The organism is Burkholderia anthina (genome assembly GCF_902498995.1).
Taxonomy (GTDB): domain Bacteria; phylum Pseudomonadota; class Gammaproteobacteria; order Burkholderiales; family Burkholderiaceae; genus Burkholderia; species Burkholderia anthina.
Genome location: NZ_CABVLY010000015.1, coordinates 33,703 through 59,523 on the forward strand (window position 1 = coordinate 33,703; position 25,821 = coordinate 59,523).

Annotated in this window: 25 protein-coding genes; 18 read left to right on the forward strand and 7 right to left on the reverse strand. The window is 64.5% G+C overall.

Features of this window, described 5'->3' with window-relative positions; all coding sequences use genetic code 11:
* The first annotated feature begins 321 nt into the window (after positions 1-321).
* The 3 genes from BME24068_RS19450 to BME24068_RS19460 are packed head-to-tail and all read left to right on the forward strand — an operon-like array spanning position 322 to position 3,933.
* Positions 322-2,496, forward strand: a complete 2,175-nt coding sequence (locus tag BME24068_RS19450; RefSeq protein WP_096501810.1) for a TonB-dependent receptor — start codon at positions 322-324, stop codon at positions 2,494-2,496.
* 46 nt (positions 2,497-2,542) lie between these two features.
* Complete coding sequence (locus tag BME24068_RS19455; RefSeq protein WP_174927070.1) at positions 2,543-3,226, forward strand: Fe2+-dependent dioxygenase; 684 nt, start codon at positions 2,543-2,545, stop codon at positions 3,224-3,226.
* Positions 3,223-3,933 carry a PepSY-associated TM helix domain-containing protein gene (locus tag BME24068_RS19460; protein WP_096501806.1) on the forward strand — a complete coding sequence of 237 codons (711 nt, stop codon included), beginning with the start codon at positions 3,223-3,225 and terminating at the stop codon, positions 3,931-3,933. The genes BME24068_RS19455 and BME24068_RS19460 overlap by 4 nt, the downstream gene beginning before the upstream one ends.
* 10 nt (positions 3,934-3,943) lie before the next feature.
* Here BME24068_RS19460 and BME24068_RS19465 read toward each other — a convergent pair whose 3' ends face one another.
* Together BME24068_RS19465 and BME24068_RS19470 are read right to left on the reverse strand one after the other, a co-directional pair.
* Positions 3,944-4,312 carry a YbjQ family protein gene (locus tag BME24068_RS19465; RefSeq protein ID WP_174927071.1) on the reverse strand — a complete coding sequence of 123 codons (369 nt, stop codon included), beginning with the start codon at positions 4,310-4,312 and terminating at the stop codon, positions 3,944-3,946.
* Positions 4,313-4,512: 200 nt separating this feature from the next.
* Positions 4,513-5,400: a LysR family transcriptional regulator gene (locus BME24068_RS19470; protein WP_096501802.1), complete on the reverse strand. Its 888-nt coding sequence runs from the start codon at positions 5,398-5,400 to the stop codon at positions 4,513-4,515.
* A 284-nt stretch (positions 5,401-5,684) separates the two neighbouring features.
* On the opposite strand from BME24068_RS19470, the gene BME24068_RS19475 reads away from it, so the two are divergent.
* From BME24068_RS19475 to BME24068_RS19500, 6 genes are all read left to right on the forward strand, one after another.
* On the forward strand, positions 5,685-6,770 hold the full coding sequence (locus BME24068_RS19475) for an ABC transporter substrate-binding protein (RefSeq protein ID WP_174927072.1): 1,086 nt from the start codon (positions 5,685-5,687) through the stop codon (positions 6,768-6,770).
* Positions 6,771-6,849: 79 nt separating this feature from the next.
* A complete protein-coding gene (locus BME24068_RS19480; RefSeq protein ID WP_244110700.1) occupies positions 6,850-7,950 on the forward strand; it encodes an ABC transporter ATP-binding protein in 1,101 nt (366 codons plus the stop codon).
* On the forward strand, positions 7,947-9,761 hold the full coding sequence (locus BME24068_RS19485; protein WP_096501798.1) for an ABC transporter permease subunit: 1,815 nt from the start codon (positions 7,947-7,949) through the stop codon (positions 9,759-9,761). Before BME24068_RS19480 ends, BME24068_RS19485 begins: the two co-directional genes overlap by 4 nt.
* 263 nt (positions 9,762-10,024) lie before the next feature.
* Complete coding sequence (locus BME24068_RS19490; RefSeq protein WP_174927073.1) at positions 10,025-11,278, forward strand: NAD(P)/FAD-dependent oxidoreductase; 1,254 nt, start codon at positions 10,025-10,027, stop codon at positions 11,276-11,278.
* Positions 11,279-11,371: 93 nt separating this feature from the next.
* Positions 11,372-11,716, forward strand: a complete 345-nt coding sequence (locus tag BME24068_RS19495; RefSeq protein WP_096501794.1) for a RidA family protein — start codon at positions 11,372-11,374, stop codon at positions 11,714-11,716.
* Positions 11,717-12,006: 290 nt separating this feature from the next.
* Positions 12,007-12,780: an ABC transporter substrate-binding protein gene (locus BME24068_RS19500; RefSeq protein ID WP_143331647.1), complete on the forward strand. Its 774-nt coding sequence runs from the start codon at positions 12,007-12,009 to the stop codon at positions 12,778-12,780.
* Between the two features lie 81 nt (positions 12,781-12,861).
* Here BME24068_RS19500 and BME24068_RS19505 read toward each other — a convergent pair whose 3' ends face one another.
* Positions 12,862-13,806: a GlxA family transcriptional regulator gene (locus BME24068_RS19505; RefSeq protein ID WP_174927074.1), complete on the reverse strand. Its 945-nt coding sequence runs from the start codon at positions 13,804-13,806 to the stop codon at positions 12,862-12,864.
* Between the two features lie 136 nt (positions 13,807-13,942).
* Positions 13,943-14,905: a helix-turn-helix domain-containing protein gene (locus BME24068_RS19510; protein ID WP_174927075.1), complete on the reverse strand. Its 963-nt coding sequence runs from the start codon at positions 14,903-14,905 to the stop codon at positions 13,943-13,945.
* 241 nt (positions 14,906-15,146) lie between these two features.
* Here BME24068_RS19510 and BME24068_RS19515 point away from each other — a divergent pair, with 241 nt between their 5' ends.
* Genes BME24068_RS19515 through BME24068_RS19540 form a run of 6 tightly spaced genes read left to right on the forward strand, consistent with a single transcriptional unit; the run spans position 15,147 to position 19,059 of the window.
* Entirely contained in the window at positions 15,147-16,304 is a 1,158-nt protein-coding gene (locus BME24068_RS19515) for an amine dehydrogenase large subunit (protein WP_174927076.1), read from the forward strand.
* A gap of 7 nt (positions 16,305-16,311) precedes the next feature.
* The gene (locus BME24068_RS19520) at positions 16,312-16,866 is read left to right on the forward strand and encodes a MauE/DoxX family redox-associated membrane protein (RefSeq protein WP_174927077.1); all 555 of its coding nucleotides are present in this window, start codon (positions 16,312-16,314) and stop codon (positions 16,864-16,866) included.
* Positions 16,863-17,498: a methylamine dehydrogenase accessory protein MauD gene (gene mauD / locus BME24068_RS19525; RefSeq protein ID WP_174927078.1), complete on the forward strand. Its 636-nt coding sequence runs from the start codon at positions 16,863-16,865 to the stop codon at positions 17,496-17,498. The genes BME24068_RS19520 and mauD overlap by 4 nt, the downstream gene beginning before the upstream one ends.
* Positions 17,499-17,537: 39 nt before the next feature.
* Entirely contained in the window at positions 17,538-18,083 is a 546-nt protein-coding gene (locus BME24068_RS19530) for a methylamine dehydrogenase light chain (protein WP_174927079.1), read from the forward strand.
* Positions 18,080-18,580 (forward strand): c-type cytochrome, encoded by a 501-nt coding sequence (locus tag BME24068_RS19535; RefSeq protein WP_174927080.1) that lies wholly within the window; start codon positions 18,080-18,082, stop codon positions 18,578-18,580. The genes BME24068_RS19530 and BME24068_RS19535 overlap by 4 nt, the downstream gene beginning before the upstream one ends.
* Before the next feature lie 11 nt (positions 18,581-18,591).
* The gene (locus BME24068_RS19540) at positions 18,592-19,059 is read left to right on the forward strand and encodes a c-type cytochrome (protein ID WP_174927150.1); all 468 of its coding nucleotides are present in this window, start codon (positions 18,592-18,594) and stop codon (positions 19,057-19,059) included.
* Between the two features lie 117 nt (positions 19,060-19,176).
* On the opposite strand, the gene BME24068_RS19545 is transcribed toward BME24068_RS19540, so the two are convergent.
* Complete coding sequence (locus tag BME24068_RS19545) at positions 19,177-19,560, reverse strand: ATP-dependent protease (protein WP_174927081.1); 384 nt, start codon at positions 19,558-19,560, stop codon at positions 19,177-19,179.
* Between the two features lie 499 nt (positions 19,561-20,059).
* Here BME24068_RS19545 and BME24068_RS19550 point away from each other — a divergent pair, with 499 nt between their 5' ends.
* The gene (locus BME24068_RS19550) at positions 20,060-21,187 is read left to right on the forward strand and encodes an aminotransferase class V-fold PLP-dependent enzyme (RefSeq protein WP_174927082.1); all 1,128 of its coding nucleotides are present in this window, start codon (positions 20,060-20,062) and stop codon (positions 21,185-21,187) included.
* 342 nt (positions 21,188-21,529) lie between these two features.
* Here BME24068_RS19550 and BME24068_RS19555 read toward each other — a convergent pair whose 3' ends face one another.
* Positions 21,530-21,844 (reverse strand): SpoIIAA family protein, encoded by a 315-nt coding sequence (locus BME24068_RS19555; RefSeq protein ID WP_244962175.1) that lies wholly within the window; start codon positions 21,842-21,844, stop codon positions 21,530-21,532.
* Here BME24068_RS19555 and BME24068_RS35075 point away from each other — a divergent pair.
* Entirely contained in the window at positions 21,734-22,126 is a 393-nt protein-coding gene (locus BME24068_RS35075) for a hypothetical protein (RefSeq protein ID WP_239007826.1), read from the forward strand. The genes BME24068_RS19555 and BME24068_RS35075 overlap by 111 nt on opposite strands.
* A gap of 26 nt (positions 22,127-22,152) precedes the next feature.
* Here BME24068_RS35075 and BME24068_RS19560 read toward each other — a convergent pair whose 3' ends face one another.
* Positions 22,153-24,453, reverse strand: a complete 2,301-nt coding sequence (locus BME24068_RS19560) for an NADP-dependent malic enzyme (protein ID WP_174927151.1) — start codon at positions 24,451-24,453, stop codon at positions 22,153-22,155.
* Positions 24,454-24,589: 136 nt separating this feature from the next.
* Between BME24068_RS19560 and BME24068_RS19565 the strand changes: the two genes are divergently transcribed.
* Positions 24,590-25,561 carry a LysR substrate-binding domain-containing protein gene (locus BME24068_RS19565; protein WP_174927083.1) on the forward strand — a complete coding sequence of 324 codons (972 nt, stop codon included), beginning with the start codon at positions 24,590-24,592 and terminating at the stop codon, positions 25,559-25,561.
* The last annotated feature ends 260 nt before the right edge of the window (positions 25,562-25,821 follow it).

Below are 25,821 nucleotides of genomic sequence, written 5' to 3' on the forward strand. Positions count from 1 at the left end.
CGGGTCATTCGTCGAATGAAAGCGCCGCCATAAATTACAAAAACCATTCTGATAATTACATTTATATTTCTGTAATTTTTAGAAACACAGCGCTTTTGTATGAGGAAGCGGTTATCAATTGAAACAAAAAGAAATACATGGAATGATATCGATTCTCATTTCAATGGCTGCCGCGGCAACTGCCGCCGGCCACTCGTCAACCGTAGCCAGCTAGTGTCGTTGTCGGCCTGATCGTCGGCGGCCAGCAAGCCAACGCATCCGTCTCGTGCGCGCGCATCGCCGCGTGTTCACGCGAGGCGGATTTACTCCGACTGGACTTCCATGCCGAACAGGACCCCGTTCGCGAGCGCGCTCGCGCTGGCCTTTGCTTTGCCTATCGCTTCGCCCGCATTCGCCCAGAGCACGGGCGCCGAATCGTCGCCGGCCGCCGCGGCGCCCGCCGCCGATACGCTGCCGACGATCAGCGTGTCGGGGCAGGCCGTGCAGCAGGACTTCCAGCCCGAACGTTCGACCGTCGGCGCGAAAACCCCGACCGCGCTGCGCGACATTCCGCAGTCGGTCACGGTGATCAACAAGGCGCTGATGGAGTCGCAGGGACTCACGTCGTTCCAGGATGCGCTGCGCAATGCGCCGGGCATCACGATCGGCGGCGCGGAAGGCGGGCAGATCGGCAACAACATCAACCTGCGCGGCTTCACGGCGCAGAACGACATCTATCTCGACGGCTTCCGCGATCGCAACCAGTACTATCGCGACACGTTCGACCTCGACGCGGTCGAGGTGCTGTACGGCCCGTCGTCGATGCTGTTCGGGCGCGGGTCGACGGGCGGCGTGATCAACCAGGTGTCGAAGAAGGCGAACCTGAAACCGTCGGCCGAGGTGTCGACGACGATCGGCACCGACGATCACTACCGCACGAGCGTCGACCTGAACCGGCCGCTCGGCGCGACGTCCGCGTTCCGGATCAACGCGTTCGGCCAGTCGCTCGGCTCGACGCGCGATGTGATGAAGAACAAGGACTACGGGATCGCGCCGGAACTGCGCTTCGGCATCGGCACGCCGACCGAGGTCACGTTGTCCGCGCTGATCCAGCACAACTACGACATGCCGGACTACGGCGTGCTCGCGGTCAACGGTCATCCTGCGCCGGTGTCGAAGAACACGTTCTACGGCTTCACCGACGACCGCACGATCCAGGACGTGCAGACGGTGTCCGCGCGGATCGATCATCGCGTCAACGATGCGCTGACGATCAGCAACCGCACGTCGTTCTCGCACTCGATGACCGATGCGCGCGAGACGGCGCCGAACGCGGTGCTCACGGGGCCGCTGTCGTCGAGCACGGCACTGACGAACGGCAACTACACGTCGCTGCCGATGTCCGCGCTGTACGTGAGGCTCGCGAGCCACGATCGCGTGATCGAAAACCATTCGGTCGACAACGACACGATGGCGCGCTTCAAGTTCGACACGGGCTTCGTGAAGCACGACCTGATCGCGGGCGTCGAGGTCGGGCACGACAGCTACACGAACCAGGCGTATTCGCGCAGCGGCCTGCCGATCCTGTCGCTGATCGATCCGGCGTACCAGTCGTCGACGGCAGCCAGCGCGACGCAGACGCCGGCCAACCATGCCGAGTCGGGCGCGACGACGCTCGCCGCGTACATGAACGACACGGTGTCGATCGGCCGCGACTGGAAAATCGTCGGCGGCCTGCGCTGGGATCGCTTCCAGGCGCATCTCGCGAACACGGTGAGCGCGCCGGGCTACGCGTCGCAGACGAACTATTTCACGAGCGTGCGGGCCGGCGTGATCTACCAGCCGACCGAATCGCAGTCGTACTACTTCTCGTACGGCACGTCGTTCAACCCGTCGCTCGAGTCGCTGACGGTCACGAACAACACGCAGAACCTGGCGCCGGAACACACCAAGTCGTATGAGCTGGGCGGCAAGTGGGATCTGCTGAACGACAACCTGTCGGTCACGTCGGCGCTGTTCCAGGAGGAGAAGAGCAACGCGCGAACGCAGACGTCGACGGGCGAATACCTGCTCGAAGGCGACATTCGCGTGCGCGGCTTCCAGGCGAGCGTGACGGGCCACATCACGCCGAAGTGGCAGGTGTTCGGCAGCTACACGTACATGAACGGCGTGATCCTGAGCGCGCTCGACGGCACGCAGGGCAAGACGCTCGCGAATACGCCGCGCAACACGTTCACGCTGTGGACCACGTATGCGTTCACGCCGCACTGGGAAATCGGCGGCGGCCCGACCTACATGTCGGGACGTTACGCGGCGAACACCGACTACGTGCAGGTGGGCGGCTACACGCGCTGGGATGCGACGGCCGCGTATCACGCGAAGCAGTGGGACCTGCGCCTGAACCTGCTGAACCTCACCAACAAGTTCTATTACGATTCGCTGATCCAGTCGGACGGCGGCCGCGCGGTGCCGGGCGTCGGGCGCACGTTCCTCGCGACGCTCGACTACCGGTTCTGAACGCGCGCATACTGCGGCGGCGCCATTCGACGAAAAAGGTGGAACGATGCTTGTACACATCCCGAACGTGTTGACGCCCGAGCAGGTGCGCATGGTGCGCGACCGGCTCGATCGCGCGGGCGACGCGTGGGTCGACGGGCGCGCGACGGCCGGTTATACGGGCGCGCCGGTCAAGCGCAACCAGCAGATTGCCGAGCATTCTCCGGTCGCGCGCGAGTTGGGCGACGTGGTTCTCGCCGCGGTCGAGCGCAATCCGCTGTTCATCAGTGCCGCGTTGCCGAACCAGGTCTATCCGCCGCTGTTCAACCGTTACGAAGGCGGGATGACGTTCGGCAGCCACGTCGACGGCGCGGTGCGCGTCCTGCCGAATGGCGTGAAGCTGCGCACGGACGTGTCCGTCACGCTGTTCCTGTCCGCGCCGGACGAATACGACGGCGGCGAACTCGTGATCGAGGATGCGTATGGCGTGCAGCAGGTCAAGCTGCCGGCCGGCGACATGATCGTCTATCCGGCGACGAGCCTGCATCAGGTCACGCCGGTCACGCGCGGCGCACGCGTCGCGAGCTTCTTCTGGGTGCAGAGCCTCGTGCGCAGCGATGCGCAGCGCGCGCTGCTGTTCGACATGGACACGGCGATCCAGCGGCTCAACGCCGGCGGCGCCGATGCGCAGGCATGTCGCAGCCTGGTCGGCTGTTACCACAACCTTCTGAGAATCTGGAGCGAGACGTGAGCGTTGTCGATCCTGTCGAACTCGACGCGGCGCCCGCGTCGCGCATCGCGCCGGCCGTGCGTCCGGCCGGCTCCGGCGGCACGCGCTCGCGCCGCGGCACCTTCATCAAGTGGCTGCGCAAGGTGCATGGCTGGATTGGCCTGTGGGGGGCCGCGCTCGGTCTGCTGTTCGGCACGACGGGCTTCCTGCTGAACCATCGTGCGCCGCCGCTGCGGATCCAGACCGGCGCGCCGCATGTCGGGACGTTGCGGCTCGAGGTACCCGATCCGGAACCCGCATCGCCGCGCGAGCTCGCGCAATGGTTGCGTACGCAGCCGGATCTGCACCTGCCGGAACGCATGGGCCGCGTGCAGAAGGAGCCCGAGCATCCGGTCGCATGGGGCGATCGCGAGACCGTGCAGCCGGAGCACTGGCAGCTCGTGTTCGCGTCGCCGCACGAGAACGTCGCGGTCGACTACTGGGTCGGCAGCGATACGATGACGCTCAAGCGCAGCGAAAATGGCACGCTCGCCTGGCTGACGAACCTGCACAAGGGCGTCGGGATGAGCATCGGCTGGGTGCTGCTCGTCGATACGCTCGCGGGCGCGCTGATCCTGCTGTCGCTGACCGGCGTGCTGCTGTGGACGGAGCTGAACAAGCGCAAGACGGTCGGCGCGGTGCTTGTGGTCGGCTCGATCGTCGCGATCGTGTGTGCGGCCAGCGCGTAGCGGCTGATGGTCAGACGCCGGTGTCGCGCGCGACCTGCACGGCCGTGCCGTAGCAGATGACTTCGGTCACGCCCGTCCCGATCTCGGTCGAGTCGTAGCGCATCGCGACGATCGCGTTCGCGCCGAGCTTGCGCGCATCGGCGAGCATCTTGTCGAAGGCCTGCTGGCGCGCTTTCTCGCACAGCGACGTATACAGCGTGATGTTCCCGCCGAACAGCGTTTGCAGCGCCGCGCCGAACGAGCCGACGATCGAGCGCGAACGCACGATGATGCCCTGCGCGACGCCGAGCGAGCGGACGGTCGTGTGGCCGGGAAGATCGAACGCGGTCGTGACGCGTTCGGGCGAGAGGTCGTCGACGGAGCGGGAGAAGTCGGTCATGGCGGAGTCTGGCGGTTTCAGTGGTGGCGAGCCGGGATTCTAGCGGCATGCGAGCGGGAACCTCGCCGGGCGGGCCCGCGCGGCGAGCGCGGCGCGTACCGTTCCCGCTGCGCGGACCGGCCTTGCGACGCGAATTCCCGGTTGCGGAACGCGCGGCGGTGACGACTTCGACAGCACCGGCCGGAGCGATGGCGCCGCGTTCATGAGGCGTCGTGGGTCAGCCTTTCCTTGAGCATCGAGACAAATTCGGTGACCAGGCGCGATCTCGGGCGATACGCGGGGTACATGAGTGCAATGTTGAACGGAATCGGCGGCTCGAACGGGCGCGCAACGATGCCGCGACCGGCGTGCGCCCTCGCTGTGATGGGGTCGACGAGCGAAACGCCGACGCCCTCGGCCACCAATACGCAAGCCGGCGAAAACAGGCCGGCTTCGACCCGGATGGTCAGTTTCGCGCCGGCCGCATCGAATGCGTTGCTGATACGGGCGAACGTCATATGGTCCTGGTTGAGCGAGATGAACGGAACGCCGTCCAGATCCACAGGGGTGACGACCTTCTTCTTCGCCAGCGGATGTGCCTTCGGAAGCACGCACACACACTGCATCTCCAGCGGTTCCCATTCGATCATCGGATCGTCGGCGGGCAACTCGGCAATGCCGACGTCCACGTATTGCGAGGCCACCCACTCGCGGACTTTCGTCGACGACTGAATCTGCAGCGACGACGATATCTTCGGCCGGTCGGCAAGAAACGACGAAAGCACGCGCGGCAGAAAATCGAGCGCGAGACTCGGGAGGCATGCGACGCGCAGATTGCCCGCCTTGTTTTCACGAAGATCGCGAGCCATTTCCGAGATTCGATTGAAGCTGGAGATCGTTTTTTCCGCTTCATCGGCAAGGCGAAGGGCTTCCGGGGTGGGGGTCAAGCGCCCCTTGGTCCGCTCGAAAAGCGCGAAGCCGAGCTCACGTTCGAAATTGGAAATCACGCTGCTGACGGCGGGCTGCGTGATATTCAGGATTTCGGCCGCCTGCGTGGTGGTCCCCGTCGTGATGACCGTCCGCAGCACTTTCAGTTGGCGTATCTGCACGCTGTCTCCTTCATCGAGCCTGGTTGGTTACGGCATGCACGCGTGTTGCCGGGCGGTGGCTCGCGACACACGCACGCCGGGGAAATATCGGACGCGCCCGGTGCGTTCTCCATGCGGGGCGATCATAGCGTATAAGGCCGACTTATACGCCAACAAAAATAATTGATTTGTGCTTCTAGTTTTGACATCGAATACTTCGTTTGCCAGGCCAGCCACCCAAGATGGTTCGGCATTGACGCTACCGGCATTCGGGAGAGCGGGGTATGGGAATGGAGACAATTTCGATGTGCGAACAAAAGGCGTCAAACAGGATCGACAGGCAGCGCCGTCATGTCATGAAGGGTGCGCTCGCGCTTTCCGGCGCGGCCGTACTCGGGGCGCCGGCGATCGTGCTGGGCCAGAACCGGAAAATCGTGACGCGCGATCCTGGCGGACCTTTTACCCAGGCATTCAGCGAGGCGTTCTACAAGCCGTTCAAGCAGGCTACCGGCATTACCGTTGTCGGACTGCCTGCCGAGGCCGAGCCGAGCGGCATGATCAAGGCGATGGTGGACGCGAAGAATTATCAGTGGGACATGGCGCACATCAGCAAGTCGACTCACCTCGCGCTTGCCGAGCAGGGCTACCTGGCCCCGATCGCCGGAAAAAACGGACTCGGCGCGAATGCAAGGAAGATTCCGCAGGAGATGCGGACCGATTTCATCCTTGGCGTCGACATCTTTGCGACGGTGATTGCCTATCGCACCGATACCGTCAAACGTCCGCCGAGCGGATGGAAGGATTTCTTCGACATCAAGGGCTATCCTGGTCTGAGAGGACTGCGCAAGAATCCGTTCGACACGCTCGAGGAAGCGTTGATGGCGGACGGTGTGGCGCCGGGCCAGCTGTATCCGCTGGATGTGGACCGCGCGTTCCGGAAGCTGAATCAGATCAAGCGCGATGTCGGTGTCTGGTGGGATAACGGCGCCCAGTCCGCACAGATGCTGAAGACCGGCGAGGTCGACATGCTGCCGATCTGGAACGGCAGGGCGCAGGTGGTCATCGACGGCGGCGCACCGGTCAAGCTGGTCTGGAACCAGGCAATCTGGACCTACGAAGGGTTCTCGATCCTGAAGGGCGGGCCGAACGTGGACATGTGCCGGGAATTCATCGAGTTTTGCGCGCAGCCTCGGCAACAGGCGATCTTTACCGATTACGTTTGCTATGGCCCGACCTCGCCGGAAGCGTTCCAGTACGTGAAGCCGAATCGAGCGCCGATGCTGCCGAATCATGGCGGCAGGCTCGCGCACATGTTGCAGGCCAATTCGGAGTATTGGGGGAAAAACAAGGATGCGGCGACCGACCGCTTCAACGCGTGGCTGCTGGCCTGATGCCCGTCAAACGCACGTCGGAAGGTCTTTCGATGAATGATGCGGACGCATCGAAATACGCCGCACACTGGGGAAACACGTGAATCAGGTTTACAAGCTCAAGGCAAGCAAGGTCCGGAAGTCGTACGGCCAGGTAACGGCCCTCGAGGAAACGAGCCTCGAAATGAAGGAGGGCGAATTCCTGACGCTGCTCGGGCCGTCGGGATCGGGGAAGACGACCCTGCTCATGGCCATCGCGGGCCTCAACCCTCCCGATAGCGGAGAGATCTGGATCGACGGCAAGCTGGCCACGTACTTGCCGCCCTTTCAGCGGGATCTGGGCATGGTGTTTCAGAGCTATGCGCTGTTTCCGCATATGACGATCTTCGACAACGTCGCCTTCCCGCTCCGGATGAGAAAGGTTGCGGAAAACGCGATTCGGCAGCGGGTGGAGCAGGTATTGGAAACCGTGCAGTTGCCGCACGTGGCCGGACGTCTTCCGCGCGAGCTGTCGGGAGGGCAGCAGCAGCGCATCGCATTGGCGCGATGTTTCGTCTACGGCCCGTCGATCATTCTGATGGACGAGCCGTTGGGTGCGCTGGACAAGAAGATGCGGGATGCGCTGCAACTGGAGATCAAGCACCTCCACGAGAACATGGGAACCACCGTGCTTTATGTGACGCACGACCAGGAAGAAGCGATGGTCATGTCCGATCGAATCTGCCTGATGAACAACGCGCGGATCGAACAGATCGGCACGCCCGACGAGATCTATTTCCGGCCGCGAACCGTTTTCGCCGCAAACTTTCTCGGCGAGTCCAATCTGCTCGATGCGGTCGTCGCGGAATCCGGCGGGAACGGTTCGGGCCTGTTCCTGGCAGGAGGAGACGAAATCAGGGTGGCGACGCGTATCGATGCACGACGGGGAACGCGCATGACGGCGATCGTGCGGCCGGAATGCATGAGAGTGATGGCCGACGGCGAGCACGAGGACAACGTCCTGAGAGGCATCGTGGTCGACAGCGTGTTGACGGGCAGCGTGACGAAGCTCTATATCGAGCTGGATAACGGCACGGCGGTGAAAGCGACGCAGCTGACGACCGAACGGAAGCAGGCTTTCGATAGAGGGCAGCCGGTGCGCGTGGGCTGGCGGCGCGATCAGACGGTTGCCATTCCGGCCGATGACGCGGAGGGCGTATGAGTTCGTTGCTCGATTCGGGCAAGTCGGTGCGGAAGAACGGCGGGGTCCCGGTGCCGCTTCGCATCCGCTTTCCATTCCTGAACGCATGGCCGATCGTTCCCGCGCTCGTATTGCTGGGCGTATTCTTCGCGATGCCGATAGGCGCGTTGCTGGGCGTGAGTTTCATGGACGCGCAGGGGCGCCTGTCTCTCGAAAATTATGCGCGGCTCTGGCAGGGGGACGTCTATTTCCGCGTGCTCTGGATCACGCTGAAAACGGCAGGCTGGGTCACGCTGTTCACGGTGCTGTTTGCCTATCCGGTCGCGTTTCTGCTGGCAACGGTCAGGAATTCCACGAGGAACTCGCTGATCGTCTGGATATTGATGCCGTTGTGGACGAGCTTTCTGGTTCGTACCTTTGCCTGGATGGTATTGCTCGGGCGTCATGGCGTCATCAATCAATTCCTGCTTGCGATCGGTGTCGTCGACATGCCGGTCAAGATGATCTACAACTTCACCGGCGTGTTGATCGGCATGATGCATGCCGTCCTGCCGTTGTGCATCATGACGATGCTGCCGACCATGGAAAGCATCGACCCCAACCTGACGAGAGCAGCCGGGACGTTGGGCGCAAGACCCGGCCAGTCGTTCTGGCGGATCTATTTCCCGCTCTCGATGCCGGGCGTGGCGTCCGGCGGGCTGATCACGTTCATCACCGCGATCGGATTCTTTGTCATGCCTGCGCTGCTGGGTGGGCCCAACGACACGATGATCGCGCAACTGATCATCTTCCAGATCAACCAGATGCTGAACTGGGGATTTGCCGGCGCGATCAGTCTGCTGTTCATTCTGTCCGCGCTGGTCATTTTCTTCATCTACGAAAAGATGTTCGGACTGTCCACGCTGTCGGGCGGGGCGCGGCATGCGGACGGCGTATTGGCGCGCGCGGGCAACCGGCTCGGCGGTTGCTTCGTCGCGGGGATGGCGTTTCTGGCCGAAAAGATCGATCTGCTCGGTGAAAAGGTGAGGCCGGTGAAACCGGATGCGCCGATGCGCAATGGCAGCCGCCGTGTCCTGTGGGCCGTCGTGCTGATCATGATCGTCTTTCTGTGCGGGCCGGCGCTGTTCGTGATTCCGGTGTCCTTTACCCGCGACAACTTCATCAACTGGCCGCCGTCCGGATTTTCGCTGCAGTGGTACGAGGCGGTCCTGGGGTCGCGCCAATGGCTCGCGGCGGCGGGAAGATCGGGGCTGATTGCACTGCTGGCGGCCGGATGCAGCATGACGCTGGGCGTGCCCGTCGCGTTCTTCATCATGCGCCAGCGCTTCAAGGGGAAAGCCGTCGCGCTGGCGTTCGTGCTGTCGCCGATGATCGTGCCGCACGTCATTATCGCAATAGCGTTGTTTTATATTTTCTCGAGAATGAATCTGGTCGGAACGATCACGGGGATGGTGATCGGGCATTCGATCATCAATATCCCCTATGTCGTGATCACCGTGATGTCGCTGCTGAAATACTACGACGTCCGGCTGGACCAGGCGGCTTCGTTGCTGGGCGCGACAAAGCTCAAGACGTTTCGACATGTGACGCTGCCGATCCTGCGGTCCGGCCTGATTGCCGCGGCGATGTTCGCTTTCGTGATGTCGTTCGACGAACTGACGGTTGCACTCTTCGTCACCGGCGGGCAATTCGAGACATTGCCGAAACTGATGTGGGACGACGCGTTGCTGAACGTGAATCCGTCGCTGACGGCGGCTGCTTCGCTGCTGCTGGGGTTCATGACGATCGTCATCCTGGTTTCCAATCAATTGGAGCGGCGCGGGCGGCGCTGATTGCACGGCATTGCCGGATGGTCGCCTTCGAGCACAGTTTCAGCAGGGCATTCAATAAGGAAGGATTCCTATGTTATATGCGTGAACCGTCTGCTTCGAATCAACCCCGGGCTTCCGCATGCAGGCGTCGAAAAACGAGACTGTTGGGCCGTACGGCGGCCGGCGGCGCGCGTTCTTGAGCCTGGTCGGGAATCTGGGCGACGCGGACAGGCCGCGCGTGGGCGCCAGCCCGGGAATCGTGCTTGTGGAAGATTAAAGGATCAATGAAGAACTCCAGTTCAAATTCGGTCGCCGTCGTCGGTGCCGGAATCGTCGGGCTCTGTATTGCCTATTCCCTTCAAAAGGCCGGCTTGAGGGTGGTTTTGATCGATCGCTCGCTCCCCGGTACCGGATGTTCCTTTGGGAACTCGGGCGCGTTGTCCGAGAATTCGGTCACGCCGATCGGCATGCCGGGCATTGCGTGGAAGGCGCCGAGGATGCTCATGGATCCGCGCAGTCCGCTGAAGATCCGGCCCGGCTATGCGCTGCAGGCCGCGCCGTGGCTGCGGTCTTTCGTGCGATCCGCGAACGAGCGGCGCGTGATCGAGATCGCGGATTCGCTGGCGGGCCTGCTGCATGGATCGTCGCACGCGCACCACGCGATACTGGCGGATATCGGTGCAATCGATCTGCTTAGCGACGGCGGGCAACTGCACGCGTATCCGGACGAAGAGAGCCTGGCCAAGGATGCGTTGTCGTGGCGGTTGCGCGAGGAGCGCGGATTGATCGGCAAGCGGATCGACCGCCAGGAAATGCGGGAACTCGAGCCGGCCCTGAGCGATAGATACCGGGCGGGGATGTTCCTGCCGACCCAGAAATGGGTGAAGGATCCGTACCAGTACTGCCGGCGCCTGTTCGCCACGCTGAGCGAACGAGGCGGCCAGTTCGTTCATGGCACCGTCATGGGCCTCGACCGAAGCGGGGAGGGATGGACGGTGCGCGTCGACGGCCACACCGATGTCGGTTGCGCGAACGTGATCGTGGCGACCGGCGTGAACGCGCGGAGCCTGCTCGAGCCATGGCTGACCCGTTTGCCGTTGATCAGCCAGCGCGGCTACCACGTGCATCTGCTCAGTCCGAATGTCAAGGTCAACCGGATTATTGCGTTGGCCGACCGGAAGGCGTTCGTGACGCCGATGGGAGACGGGCTTCGCATCGGCGGAACCGTGGAAATCGACGATCCCGACGTGTCGCCGACCGATCGGCGCGCGACGTTCCTGGCCGAAGATGCGGCGTCGGCCGTGACGGGCGTGAATGTCCGCCATGCAACGCGGTGGATGGGGAATCGGCCTTGCAGCCCCGATTCGATGCCTTTCATTGGCACGTCCGATCGCCATCCCGGGCTCTGGTATGCGGCCGGGCATGGTCATCTCGGGCTGACGGGGTCCGCAAACACCGGCGCGTTGATCGCCGAATCGCTGCTATCCGGACGGATCGATCCGCGCCTCGTTCCGTTTTCGGCCGACCGGCCGATCTGATCCGGCTTCATCGATCCTGTCCGGACGGAGCGTTTCCGCGGGCGGCCGTTCGGGATCGAACCACCTCGGCAATATCCATACAGGAGGACACGCATGATTGTTCGTCACGAAGTCACCAAACGTCTCAGCAAGGTTGTCGTGGCCAATGGCTTCGCCTTTCTCTCCGGCGTGACGGCAAGAGACCGTAGCGGCGGGGTCGGCGCACAGACCAGGGACATTCTCGAACAGATCGACGGTTATCTGGAGATGGCCGGCACCGACAAGGCGAGCATCGTGGTCGCCAACATCTGGCTGACGGAAATCGACGGCTTTGCAGCCATGAACGATGCGTGGGAGGCGTGGGTCGACAGGGAAAATCCGCCGGCGCGTGCCACGGTCGAATCCCGGTTGGCCGCCGCCGACATTCTCGTCGAGATTCAGGTTCAGGCCGTCGTTTGAGCGGAGCAAGCCGATCCGATCCGATCGCTGTATCGGGGAGGCCAATCGATTCACCCGTCCGAAATGGTGAAATGGCGGCGAGAGCGGGTTGGCGTGCGGAAGAAGAAGTTTTCAGGAAACGATAAACACGTGTGGAGGTACCGAAGATGATTGGGGAAAGCGGATTGTCGAAGATCACATCGAGCGTCGCAGGGGCGCGGACGTACAGCGCCGAGCGGCGTGTCGCGGCAGCACCGGCGTGGACCGGCCGGCGGGCGCGCGTCGGCCCGTTCGCCTTTTGCGGCCATGTCGTGAAGCATCTCGTGCTCGGCGCCGTGCTGGCGGGCGTCGCGTTGGGCGCGCAGGCCAAGGATTGGTCGACGATCCGGTTCGGCGTCGACGCGAGTTACCCGCCGTTCGAATCGAAGGACGTCAGCGGCAAGGTCGTCGGTTTCGACGTCGATCTCGGTAACGAGATTTGCCGCCGCCTGAGCGCGAAGTGCGTGTGGATCGAAAGCGATTTCGACTCGATGATTCCGGCGTTGAAGGCGCGCAAATTCGACGGCGTGCTGTCGTCGATGTCGATGACACAGCAGCGCGCCGAACAGATCGCGTTCTCCGCGAAACTGTTCAGGACACCGACGCGCCTGGTCGCGAAGAAGGGTTCCGGGCTGTTGCCGACGGGGGAATCGCTGCGGGGCAAGTCGGTTGGCGTCGAGCAGGGCACGATCCAGGAAGCCTATGCGAAGACCCACTGGGCGTCGAAGGGCGTGCGGATCGTGTCGTACCAGAACCAGGACGCCGTGTACCAGGACCTGATCTCCGGCCGGCTCGACGCCGCGCTGCAGGACGCGGTACACGCCGACCTGGGCTTTCTGGCGTTGCCGCGTGGCGCGAACTTCCAGTTCGTTGGCGGCGAGATCGACGATCCGAAGATCTTCGGCCGGGGCACGGGCATCGGGATGCGCAAGGAAGATGCGGACTTGAAGGCGAAGATCGACCAGGCGATTGCGGACATGCTGAAGGACGGCACGTACAAGACGCTCGAGAAGAAGTACTTCGGGTTCGACGTGTACGGCGGTTGAAGCAGGGGCGGTGCACGCGATGCATGTCGTGCGCGCCGCAGTGCCGCGAAATGCGCGACGCTCGCGGCTCGCCTGCCACGCTCAATGCGTCGCGCGCCGGTCGCTGCGCGGGCTCACGCCGAACCGCGCACGATAGGTGCGCGAGAAATGCGACGGTGACTCGAAACCGCACGCGACGCACACCGACGTGATGCTCATGTCGGTCTGCTGCAGCAGCTCGCGCGCGCGGTCCAGACGCAGGTTCAGGTAGAAGCGCGTCGGCGTGTCGTTCAGCGTCGCGCTGAACAGCCGTTCGAGCTGGCGCCGCGTGATCGATACGTCCTGCGCGAGCGCATCGGAGCCGAGCGGATTCTCCATGTGCCGCTGCATCGTGCCGATCACCTGGATCAGCTTGCGGTTGTGCACGCCGTAGCGCGCGGCGATCTCGAGCCGCTGGCTGTCCGAACGCTGCCGGATGCGACTCACGACGAACTGCTCGGAGATCGCGGCCGCGAGATCGGCGCCGTGCCGCCGGCCGATCAGGTCGAGCATCATGTCGATCGACGCGGTGCCGCCCGCGCACGTGATGCGCCGGTCGTCGATTTCGAACAGCTCCTGCGTCGCGTTCAGCTCCGGGTAGCGTTCGCGGAACGCGGCGAGCGCTTCCCAGTGCAGCGTGAGCGTTTGCGACGCGTCGAACAGCCCGGCTTCCGCGAGCACGAAGCTGCCGGTGTCGATCCCGCCGAGCGTCGCGCCGTGCCGGTTCTGGCGGCGCAGCCAGTCGGCGAGCGCGCGGTCGTAGCACACCAGCGGATCGAAGCCGGCGACGACGAACACCGTCTCGACTTGCGCGACGTCCGCGCACGCGGCTTCGGCCGCGACCGGGATCCCGTTGCTCGCGGCTACGGGCGCGCCGTCCGCGCTGATCACATGCCAGCGGTACAGCTCGGCGCGAAAGCGGTTCGCGACGCGCAACGGCTCGACTGCGGACATGAAGCCGAGCGCGGAGAAGCCGGGCAGCAACAGGAAGTGGAAATCCTCTGGCATCGGGGCGTGGGGTGAAATCGGGTGGTCGTCGCGCCTTGCGCGCCGCGGCGCCGCGACCGGGCAGGCACGCGCACGCCGCGCCCGGCTCGCACGAGCCGAACGTTCAACACGGCATTATCGCGGGTTTTGCCGACGCTCAGCGCGTTTTCGAGCCGCGCACCGACCGGCGCGCGGTCGTCGAAGGCAGTTCGCCGAACTGCGCCTTGTACGCGTTCGCGAAATGCCCGAGGTGGATGAAGCCCCAGCGCGCGGCCGCTTCGCTGATCGGCAGATCGGCTTGCCGCGTGTCGAGCAGCACGCGGCGCACCTGCGCGAGACGCAGCGAGCGCGTGTAGTTCAGCGGGCTCGTCTGTGCGACCGACTGAAAGCTGTTCTGCATCGTGCGCCGGCTCACGCGCAGTTGCGTGCACAGGCTGAGGATGTCGACGGGGGCTTCCGGGTGCTCGATCACGTAGTCGTGCACGCGGCGCACGATGTCGGCGTGGCATGCATGCGTGAGGCGGTTCGACGGCTCGGGCATCCGGTATGTGAGGAGATCGACGAGCACGTTGGCGACTTTGCCGCGCAGCTCGCACTGCGCCCGCGCCGCATCGAACGTAGCGGGGTTCGCCAGCACGCGTTCGAGCAGCGTCGCGAGCTGCACGCTCGCGCGTTCGCGCGCGGCGACCGGCACGTCGACGACGCCGCGCCGCAGCGTGCGTTCGTCCACCCGGACATCGGCCGCATCCTCGATCTGCTGCATCAGCCCGGGATCGACGACCACGCCGATCAGCGACATGTCGTCGGGAGAATGGAGTTCGAACGGCGAGCCGCCGCGCGCCATCACGAGCGTGCCGCGCTCGATGCGCGCATCGCCGAACGCGAAGGTGCCCGAGCCGGTGAGCGGCATCCCGAACACCGTATGGCCGGGCGGCAATTGTCCGCGCTGGATGATGCGCACGTTCGCCGCTTCCTGGAACAGCTGCACGCCGTCGAGTTCCACGTGCTTGACCGCGCTGCGATACGAGCCGGAGCCGATCTGGTCGTAACGCTGATCCCAGCCGCGCAACGCCTCGGCATGCCGGTCTGCGTCGTCGAACATCTGGTGAAACACGAGCACGGCGCCTCCGGCGATCGTTCGGACGGCGCAAGAATAAACCGACCGAGCGGTCGGCGCAATACGGGCGAGCGCTATTCGGCATGGGGTTTTTCAGGGGGCGGAAGGGGAGCGTCCCACGTTGCTTTCAAGCGGTTTTCCAATATCCCGAATCGGCACGCACGCGTTGCCGGTCCTGGTGTCGAGCGGATTTATTGTCGAACTACAGTCGCCCCACATAACGTGATTTCCAACTGGAGGCGACATGAGAACAAGGCGACGAACCGCGGCATGCGCGGCGACGCTGGCGTTCGCGGCGGCGTGGGCCGGCAGCGCATACGCGACGGAAAAGCCCGAGGAGCTGGTCGTACAGAAGATGCCGCCGTGGCATCCGCACGAGGTCTACGTCGTCGATATCGCGATGCCGACGATGACCGACGGGCGCATCTACGTGTACGACGCCGACGCGAGGAAGCTGCTCGGCCAGATCGACGGCGGCTTCGCGCCCGGCCTCGCGATCTCGCCGGACCACAAGACCAGTTTCATCGCGACGACCTATTTCTCGCGCGGCTCGCACGGCACGCGCACCGACGTCGTCGAGATGACGGACAACACAACGCTCGATCACACGGGCGAGATCGTGATTCCGGCGAAGCACGGGCAGCACGTGCCATCGCCGTACAACACCGCGTTCAGCGCGGACGGCAAGCGGCTGTACGTCGCGAACATCACGCCGGCCGCGTCGGTGACGGTGATCGATGCGGTGTCGAAGAAGGTGTTGTCGGAAATCGACACCGCGGCGTGCGTGCTCGCGTATCCGTCGGGCAACGACCGCTTCACCGCGCTGTGTGAAAGCGGCAAGGCGCTGACCGTCACGCTCGACGCGAACGGCAAGGAAGTGAAGCGCACGATGTCGGATGCGTTCATCGACGTTGACCGGGATCCGGCCTTCGTGAACGCGTCGCGCTACGACGGCGGCTATCTGTTCGCGACGTACCACGGCAACGTGCGCAGCGCCGATTTCAGCGGCGACAAGCCGGTATTCGGCAAGTCGTGGTCGCTCGTGACCGATGCCGAGCGCGCGGAAGGCTGGCGGCCGGGCGGCATGCAGCAGACCGCCGTGCAGGCGAAGCAGCACCGCTACTACGTGCTGATGCACAAGGGCGGCGACGGTTCGCATAAGGACCCCGGCACGCAGGTGTGGGTGTACGACCTGAAGACGAAACAGCGCGTCGCGCGCTGGGATCTCGCGCAGCAGAAGGTCGATCCGCTCGTGTCGATCCAGGTCAGCGACGACGACAAGCCGCTGTTTTACGGGCTGACCGGCACGTCCGATCTCGTCGTGATGGACGCGCGCACCGGCAAGCTGCAGCACGTCGAGAAGCAGATCGGCAGTACGCCGTCGCTGCTCGTGAACCCGTGAGGTCGCGATGACGCTCGATCCCGTACTCGCCACCAGCGCGCAGGCCGGCGCGGCCGTCGTCGTGCTGCTCGGCGCCTTCGCGAAGATGCGCCGGCCCGCCGCGTTCCGGCAGGCGCTCGCCGGCTATCGCCTGCTGCCCGATGCGCTCACCGCGCCGGCTGCGTTCGCCATTCCGCTCGCGGAAGCCCTCTGCGCGGCCGCGCTGCTGTTTCCCGATACGCGCACGGCCGGTGCGCTCGGCCTGATCGCGTTGCTGCTCGTGTTCGCTGCCGGCATGACGATCAACATCCTGCGCGGCCATACCGACATCGACTGCGGCTGTTCCGGTTTCGCCGCGACGCGCGCGGATGCGCCGCGCGGCATCGGCTGGCCGCATGTCGCGCGCGTGCTGCTGCTCGTCGCGCTGGCCGCGACCGCGCTCGTCGAACCGGGCGGCCGCGCGGTCGTGTGGTTCGACTACCTGACGCTGTTTTATTCCGTATTGCTGATCGTCTGCGCGCTGCTCACCGTCGACGTGCTGCTCGCCAACGTACCGCGCCTTTCCCACCTGAGGAATTCATGATGCAAACCGCTCTCACCGTTTCCACCGCCTTGCTGTGGGTTGCCGTTCTCGCGCTCGGCGCGATCTGTCTCGCGCTCGTCCGGCAGATCGGCATCCTGTACGAACGCATCATGCCGGCCGGCGCGCTGATGATCGACAAGGGGCCGGCAGTCGGCGCGATCGCGCCGATGTTCGAGCTGACCGACATTCGCGGCGCGCAGGTGAAGGTCGGCGGCATCGATGCGGCGGGCAAGGCCACGCTGCTGTTCTTCCTGTCGCCGACGTGCCCGGTCTGCAAGAAGCTGCTGCCGCTGTTGCCGTCGCTGCAGGCGAGCGAATCGACGCCGGTGAACATCGTGCTCGCGAGCGACGGCGATCTCGACGAACACATGCGCTTCGCGCAGAAGCACAACCTCGCGCGCTTCCCGTACGTGCTGTCGCAGGAGCTTGGTCTTGCGTACCAGATCGGCAAGCTGCCGTATGCGGTGCTGCTCGACGATGCCGGCACCGTGCGCGCGAAGGGCCTCGTCAATACCCGCGAGCATCTCGAGAGCCTGTTCGAAGCGAAGGAGCGTGGCGTCGCGTCGCTGCAGCAGTTCGTGCACGGCGATCACGACCACGGCGGCCACGAAAAGCACGCGCAGCACGCGTGATCGGCCGACTCTCTTTCAACGTCAACGGAGAACAACGACATGGGCCTGTTTGATTCATGGTTCGAACGGTCGGCGCGCGGCGTCGCGCAGCACAGTTCGCGGCGCAGCGCGATGGCGAAGCTCGGCAAGGTGCTGGTGGGGTCGGCGATGCTGCCGCTCCTGCCCGTCGATCGCACCGCGTATGCGGCCGATGCGGCGTCTGCCGCATCGGCGGCTTCCGGCGCCGCCGCATCGGGCGCGAGCGACGATCCGATGAGCTGCGATTACTGGAAATACTGCGCGATCGACGGCTGGCTGTGCAGCTGCTGCGGCGGCACGTCGAGCAGTTGCCCGCCGGGCACGACACCGTCGCCGATCACGTGGATCGGCACCTGCCGCAATCCGCATGACGGTTCGGACTACATCGTGTCGTACAACGACTGCTGCGGCAAGACGTCGTGCGGCAAGTGCTTCTGCAATCGCAACGAGCGCGAGAAGCCGCTGTACAAGCTGTCGCTGAACAACGACATCAACTGGTGCATGGCGAACGGCAATTCGAATTACCACTGTTCGGTTTCGGTCCTGCTTGGAGCAGCAAAACAATGAAAGTGAAGCAAGCTGGAAAGATCGTCGTGGCATGCGTGGCGGCCGCGGCCGGTTTTGCGTTACCGGGTTTCGCCGGCGCGCAGCAGACTGTCCATTACCCGGCGGGCAAGAGCATGTTCGACGCGCAGTGCGCGGTGTGTCACCAGGCGGGCGGCAAGGGGCAGGACGGCCTTGCGCCGCCGCTGACCGAGTATCCGGGCAAGTACGCGACGGCCGACGCAGGGCGTGCGCAACTGACGGCGACGCTGTTGCACGGGATGTTCGGCGAGATCAAGGTGCACGACAAGAGTTACAACTTCAAGATGCCGTCGTTTGCGAGCGCGAGCGACGACGATATCGCGAACGTGCTCAACTACGTCGTGTTCGATCTCAACGAACAGCACGGCGGCGCGAAGCCGTTCACCGCCGCAGACATTCGCGCGGCGCGGGCGAAGGAGATGGACGGAACGGCCGTGCACGCGCAGCGTGCGATCGTGACGAAGGAGCTGGGGCTGTGACTGCGTCGCGCATGCGGCGCCGTCTGTCGTCGTGGCTGGTGGCGGTCGCGGGTGTCGCAGGTGCGATGGCGGTACCCGCGCATGCCGACGGCGTGACCGACGCCACGCTCGCGCGACAGCACTGGGTGCTCAACTGCATGGGGTGCCATACGGCGACGGGCGGCGGCATCCCGGGCAAGGTGCCGCCGCTCGCGAATTCGCTCGGCTATTTCACGCATCTGCCGGCGGGGCGCGAGTACGTGATGCGCGTGCCCGGCGCGTCGAACTCGGCGCTGTCCGACCAGGATCTCGCCGACGTGCTCAACTGGGTGCTCACGACGATGAACCGCGATGCGCTGCCGCGCGATTTCAAGCCTTATACGGCGGCCGAAGTTGCCGCACATCGACGGCCGGCGTTTTCGGACGTTGCGACCGTGCGTGCCGGGCTGGTCCGCGCGCTGCACGAGCGCGGGATAGACGGGGTGTCCGACCGGTATTGAGGCGGGCCTTGAACGGCGGCACGGTCTCCCCGCGCCGTCACGCGCGGCTGCGGCGGCAGGAACACGACCGCCGGCATCGCGGCCAGCCCGGCTCGAGGCCCCGATGGCAAGCCATGATCAGAGATCTCCGCGCACTTCGCCGGTTCCCAGCGCGCTCCGCTGCCGGTTGACTTCCGCCCAAAGCGCATCGCTGTCGTCATTGCGCAGCACGACCATCCAGTCCAGTTGATCGTCGGTCACGCCGAAGTATTCCAGGATTTCCCGGCGAACCGCATCGACGAACTGCGCGTATTCCGGGGTAGCCTGGGCCTGTGCGTGCAACGTGTCGTATGCTGCATCGTCCTCGCCGCCGCCGTGCTCGTCGATATAGCGCGAGATCCACTGGTCTCGTTCGTGGTCATAATCGGCCTCGGCGCGCATCGCTTGCACCGCCGTGTAGAAATCCAATTGGGCAAACGCGGCGATCGCCGCCGTCGTCGCCTCGTCGAATGTAGTCGTCATTCCATCTCTCATGTCAGTCATGGCGCATCATCGCACGGGCCGCACCCGGGCAACAGGACACGCATTTTGCTGCACTGCAAGCGCGGCGATGAAAGCAACCGGGCACGGCAGATCGCGGAACACGTTTCGGGCGTATCGACGCCCGCGTCACGTCGGCACTTGAGCGCCCATGCGGGCGCCGGTCGTGAATGGCGCGGCTCACCGAAACCGTGTGCCTGCGAGTCGATCAGTCATATCGACGGAGAAGCGCGCCGCCAGGTCGTCGCGCGGTTGCTTCACGGTCGGTGCGCCACCGCCGCTCTACACACGCGATCGCCCCAAAGCACCCCAAAGCGCCCCTTCACGCACCGCACAAAACCCCCAGCCCCCCGCCTTCCGTCGCTTTCGTTAGAATCGGTCGTCGTCCAAGCAAAAACGCAGCTTTGCATGGGCGCAGCGGTATCCACCCATGAATACCGCGCGCTCTCATCACATGGTTCATCCTTTACCGGAGGCGAACGTGCCAGGATTACTTCCCGATGTCGACCGCGACGGGCTCCTCGAATATTCGGTGGTGTACACCGACCGGTCGATCAATCATATGTCGCAGCGCTTTCAGGGCGTCATGCGCGACATTTCCGCCGCCCTGAAAAAGGTTTACAACGCGAAGGCGGTCGCCATCGTCCCGGGCAGCGGGACGTTCGGCATGGAAGCCGTCGCGCGCCAGTTCGCGACGAACAAGAAGTGTGTGGTCATCCGCAACGGCTGGTTCAGCTTCCGCTGGTCGCAGATTTTCGACATGGGCAGCATTCCGTCCGAATCGATCGTGCTGAAGGCGCGTCCGGTCGAATCGGGAAGGCAGGCCGCGTTTGCGCCGGCCCCGATCGACGAAGTCGTTGCTGCGATCCGCGAGCACAAGCCGGATCTCGTTTTTGCACCGCACGTCGAAACCGCATCCGGGATGATGCTGCCCGACGGCTATATGCGCGCGGTGGCCGATGCCGTGCATGCGGTTGGCGGCATGTTCGTGCTGGACTGCATCGCGTCCGGCACGATCTGGGTCGATATGGAGGCAAGCGGCGTCGATGTGCTGATCAGCGCGCCGCAAAAGGGCTGGAGCGCATCGCCCGGCTGCGCGCTGGTGATGCTCAGCCCGCTCGCCCGCGAGCGAATCGATGCGACGACCAGCACCAGCTTCGCGTGCGATCTGCGCAAGTGGCTGCAGATCATGGAAGCGTACGAGAACGGCGGCTTCGCGTATCACGCGACGATGCCCACGGACAGCCTCGCGACGCTGCGCGACGTCATCAAGGAAACGGAAGCGTACGGCTTCGACAAGGTGAGGGCGGAGCAGCTCGAACTCGGCACGCGCATCCGCGCGCTGCTGGCGGAAAAGGGGTTCAGGAGCGTGGCGGCGAAGGGCTTCGAGGCGCCGGGCGTCGTAGTCAGCTACACGGACGACGACGACATTCGCTCCGGCAAGAAATTCGTCGACGTCGGCATGCAGATCGCGGCCGGCGTGCCGCTGCAATGCGACGAGCCGGCGGATTTCAAGACGTTCCGGATCGGCTTGTTCGGTCTCGACAAACTGCATGATGTCGATGCCGCGGTTGCGCGGTTCGCGAGCGCGCTGGAGCGCGTTCTGTAGCGCATTTCTCTGCGAACGAGCGCATGGCGGCGCATGAAGCGGCGAGATCGGGTTGGTCGAAGCCGCTTCATGCGCCGCCTGCATCGTGTGACTCGGCGGCTTCCCGAAAAGCGGCCCACGCCTCGAAGGTCGGGCAGCAACCCCGGAAGTGCCGAACGATCTTCGATGATGTAAGCGGCTTGCGCAAACTGTCCGGAGCGAGACCGGATGAGCGCCCACGGGCCGCGCCGCGAGAACACGGCCCCTTTCTGCCGTACCGGCACGACATCATTGCCGAGCCGATCGCCCACCTGGGCTATCCGCGCCGGATCGACTCCGCCAGTCTCGGCCCGTTCGGGCTTCTCACGCGTTGACCCAGGCGCGCGCCTGTTCCAGCTCGTTCACGTGGAACGCCTTGATTTCGGCCTTCGTAAAGAACCGGGCCAGATGCATCGACGCGTGAATCCAGCTCGCGTCGGCCACCACGGCAGCCCGCGTGATCTTGCGGGCGAGCGGCACGCCGAGCGTCATGTCGGTCCACAACGCCTTCGGTTCGATACCGCTGAAATGTTCGATGCGTTCGAGCACGCGGGTTTTGCCGTTCAGTTCGAGATCGCTGCGCATGCGCTCGATGGTTTCGCGCAGTTCGTGGTCGGTGATTTTTCCTTCGACGGATATTTCGACGACCGGCGAATCGGGAGTGGAGTGGTACAGGATCATGGCGGGACTCCGAGTCAGGAAGACGTGGTGCGCCCGGGCACGAACGCAAGCCCGGCGCTCGATGGCTTCTTCATGGTACGCGCTTCCCGCGCGAGCGGTTTGCCTGCGGGCACCGGGCTTTGCTTTGCTTCAATGCCCGACGCGACAGATGCGGCCGCCATGCACGCCTGCCGGAACGGCACCGGTACGAAAAAGCGGCGGATCGCCGAACCCTTCCGGATCCGGCTATCCGCCGCCTGACGAACGACTGTGCCGCGAAGAATCGATCAGCCGGCCACGTTGCGATTCGCCTGGATCACCGTCAATGCGGTCATGTTCACGATCCGTCGCACGGTGGAGCTCGCGGTCAGGATATTCACCGGCGCATTCACGCCGAGCAGGAACGGTCCGACCGCAACGTTGCTGCCGGCTTCGGTCTTCAGCAGGTTGTAGGCGATGTTCCCCGCATCGACGTTCGGGCACACGAGCAGGTTCGCCGCGCCCTTCAGCGGCGACATCGGCAGCAGTCGCGACCGCAGGGCTTCGTCGAGCGCGCAGTCGCCGTGCATTTCGCCGTCCGCCTCGATATCCGGCGCCTGCACGCGAATGATGTCCAGCGCCTTGCGCATCTTCACGCCCGACGCCGCGCTGCCCGACCCGAAGTTCGACCGCGACAGCAACGCCACCTTCGGCGTCAGATTCAGCCACTCCATCTGGCGCGCCGCGGCGATCGTGTATTCCGCGATCTGTTCCGCATCGGGGTTGTCGTTGATGTGCGTATCGACCAGCGCCACCGTGCGCTGATTGAGCAACAGGATGTTCATCGCCGCGTAGGTCGACGCATCGGGCTTCTTGCCGATCACTTCGTCGACGAAGCGCAGGTGATTGTGATATTCGCCGACGGCCCCGCAGATCATCCCGTCCGCGTCGCCGAGCCGCACCATCATCGCGCCGATCAGCGTCAGGCGGCGGCGCATTTCGACGCGCGCCATCTCCTTCGAAATACCGTCGCGGCAGCGCAGTTCCCAGTACGTCGTCCAGTATTGCGGGAAACGTTCGTCGTATTCCGGGTTGGTGACTTCGACGTCCTCGCCGAGCCGCAGGCGCAGGCCGAAGCGCTCGATACGGGCCAGCAGCACTTCCGGACGGCCGACCAGGATTGGACGCGCGAGCTTCTCGTCGACGATGACCTGCACCGCGCGCAGCACGCGCTCGTCTTCGCCTTCGGTGAACACGATGCGCGCCTTGCCGCCGTCACGCACGAGCTGGCGCGCGGCCGCGAACAGCGGCTTCATGAACGCGCCCGAGTGGTAGACGAACTGCTGCAGCTGCTCGACGTACGCGTCGAGATCCGTGAGCGGGCGCGTCGCCACGCCGCCTTCGATCGCCGCCTTCGCCACCGCCGGCGCGATACGCACGATCAGGCGCGGGTCGAACGGCTTCGGGATCAGGTATTGCGGGCCGAAGGACACTTCGTCGCCGCCATAGGCCGCCGCGACGATGTCGTTCTGCTCTTCCTGCGCGAGGCCGGCGATCGCGTGAACCGCGGCGATTTCCATTTCGCGGGTGATCGTCGTGGCGCCCACATCCAGCGCGCCGCGGAAAATGTACGGGAAGCACAGGACGTTGTTGACCTGGTTCGGGAAGTCCGAGCGGCCGGTCGCGATCACGACGTCGTCGCGCGTCGCATGGGCGAGCTCCGGGAAGATTTCCGGCGTGGGGTTGGCCAGCGCGAGAATCAGCGGACGCGGGCCCATCGACTTCAGCATCTCGGCGCTCAGGATGCCGCCGACCGACAGGCCGAGGAACACGTCGGCGCCACCGATCACGTCGGAGAGCTTGCGCGCATCGGTTTCCTGCGCGAAGCGTTCCTTGGCCGGGTCCATCAGCGTGGTCCGGCCGCGATAGACGACGCCTTCGATATCGGTCGCCCACACGTTTTCGATCGGCAGCCCCAGGTCGACCAGCAGGTCCAGGCAGGCCAGCGCGGCCGCACCGGCGCCCGACGTCACGACCTTCACTTCCTTGATCGACTTCCCGACGACCTTCAGCCCGTTGATGAACGCGGCGGCGACGGTGATGGCGGTGCCGTGCTGGTCGTCGTGGAAGACGGGGATCTTCATGCGCTCGCGCAGCTTGCGCTCGACGGTGAAGCATTCCGGCGCCTTGATGTCCTCGAGGTTGATCCCGCCGAAGGTGGGTTCGAGGCCGGCGATGATGTCGACGAGCTTGTCCGGGTCGGTTTCGTTGATTTCGATGTCGAACACGTCGATGCCCGCGAACTTCTTGAAGAGCACGGCCTTGCCTTCCATCACCGGCTTGGACGCGAGCGCGCCGATGTTGCCCAGGCCCAGCACCGCGGTGCCGTTGGTGATGACCCCCACCAGATTCCCGCGGCTCGTGAAGCGGTGCGCGTTCAGCGGCTCGGCCGCGATCGACTCGCAGACGCTCGCGACGCCAGGCGTGTACGCGAGCGCGAGATCGCGCTGCGTCACGAGCGGCTTGCTGGCGACGACGGAGATCTTCCCCGGGGTCGGAAACTCGTGATAGTCGAACGCTGCCTGCTGCTGTGTCTCTGTCTGTTTCATGTTCTTGGGTCCGGGCGTGTGCGCCAGGCCAGTCCCGACGCGATCCATGAGCGTGATTCTAGGCACCCGATATAACAAGATGATTCTGTTTTAATATTGGTCCATCACTTTTTCCTGATGAATGGTTGACCAGTCAATGACATTCGACACGAACGACGTGGTCAGGCGGCTCGGTGCCCGCCTGAAGATGCGGCACCTGATGCTGCTGCTGCAGATCCAGCAGCACGGGTCGCTGACGCGCGTCGCGGAGCACATGGCCAGCAGCCAGCCGGCGGTGACGAACGCGCTGTCGGAGCTGGAAAGCATGTTCGGCACGCCGCTGTTCGAGCGCTCGTCGCGCGGGATGCGGCCGACCGCGCTGGGCGCGGTGGTGCTCGAGCGGGCCAGGGCGATGCTGAAGGATCTCGACCACCTCGCCCGCGAGATGGAGGCGGTCGCCGCCGGGCATGCGGCCCACCTGCATATCGGCGTGATCCCGTTCATTTCGGGCCAGATGCTGTCGGCGGCGCTCAAGCGGCTGCAATCGCGGATGGAGCGGCGCGTGACGGTGACGATTCACGAAGGCACCAGCGACCAGTTGCTGCTGCAGCTCCGGGATCACAGCGTCGATCTCGTGATCGGGCGGGCGTCGTCGACGGTCGATCTGGGGCAGGTGTCGTTCGAGGTGCTGTACCGGCAGCAGCCGCGGATGATCGCGAGCCGGCGGCTGGCCGCGAAACTGGCCCGCACGAAGCTCGACTGGGAGAAGTTGCGCGCGCTGGACTGGATTCTCGGCGCGCCGCATACGCCGATGCGCGAGCAGGTGACCGACCTGTTTCTGTCGGCGGGCATTGCGCCGCCGGTGCCGATCGTCGAAAGCTACTCGTCGAAGCTGATCGGCGAAATGATCGCGTCGAGCGACGAGGCCGTGTCGATCGTGCCGGCCGATATCGCGGAAGAAATGGTGCGCATCGCCGGGGTGGCGATCGTGCCTTACTCGCTGGTCTGGACGCTGCCGCCCATCGCGCTGTTTACCCGCGCCGACGAATCGCATGCGCCGACGCGGGATCAGCTGGTTCAGGCACTGCGCGAGATCTGCAGGGAAACCTACGTCGAAGTCTCGCGATAACGCTTCGGTTCCCGGCCCGTACGCGCGGGGCCGGGAACCGCGTCACACCTGCTCGCGCGCCGCCGCCGAAGCATGTCCGGCCTGCATTCCCTACGCCGCATCCGGACAATCCCCCGCCCATCAGGATTCGCTCCAAACCCGCGCCGCACAAGCCGCAGCCCGTGCATAGTGGTTTCCACCCATAGTCGCAAATAGTCAAGAACAGGTCGCCGCCGGTCGTCTTGCGACCAATATGGCTCGTTACTTTTACTCCCACGATG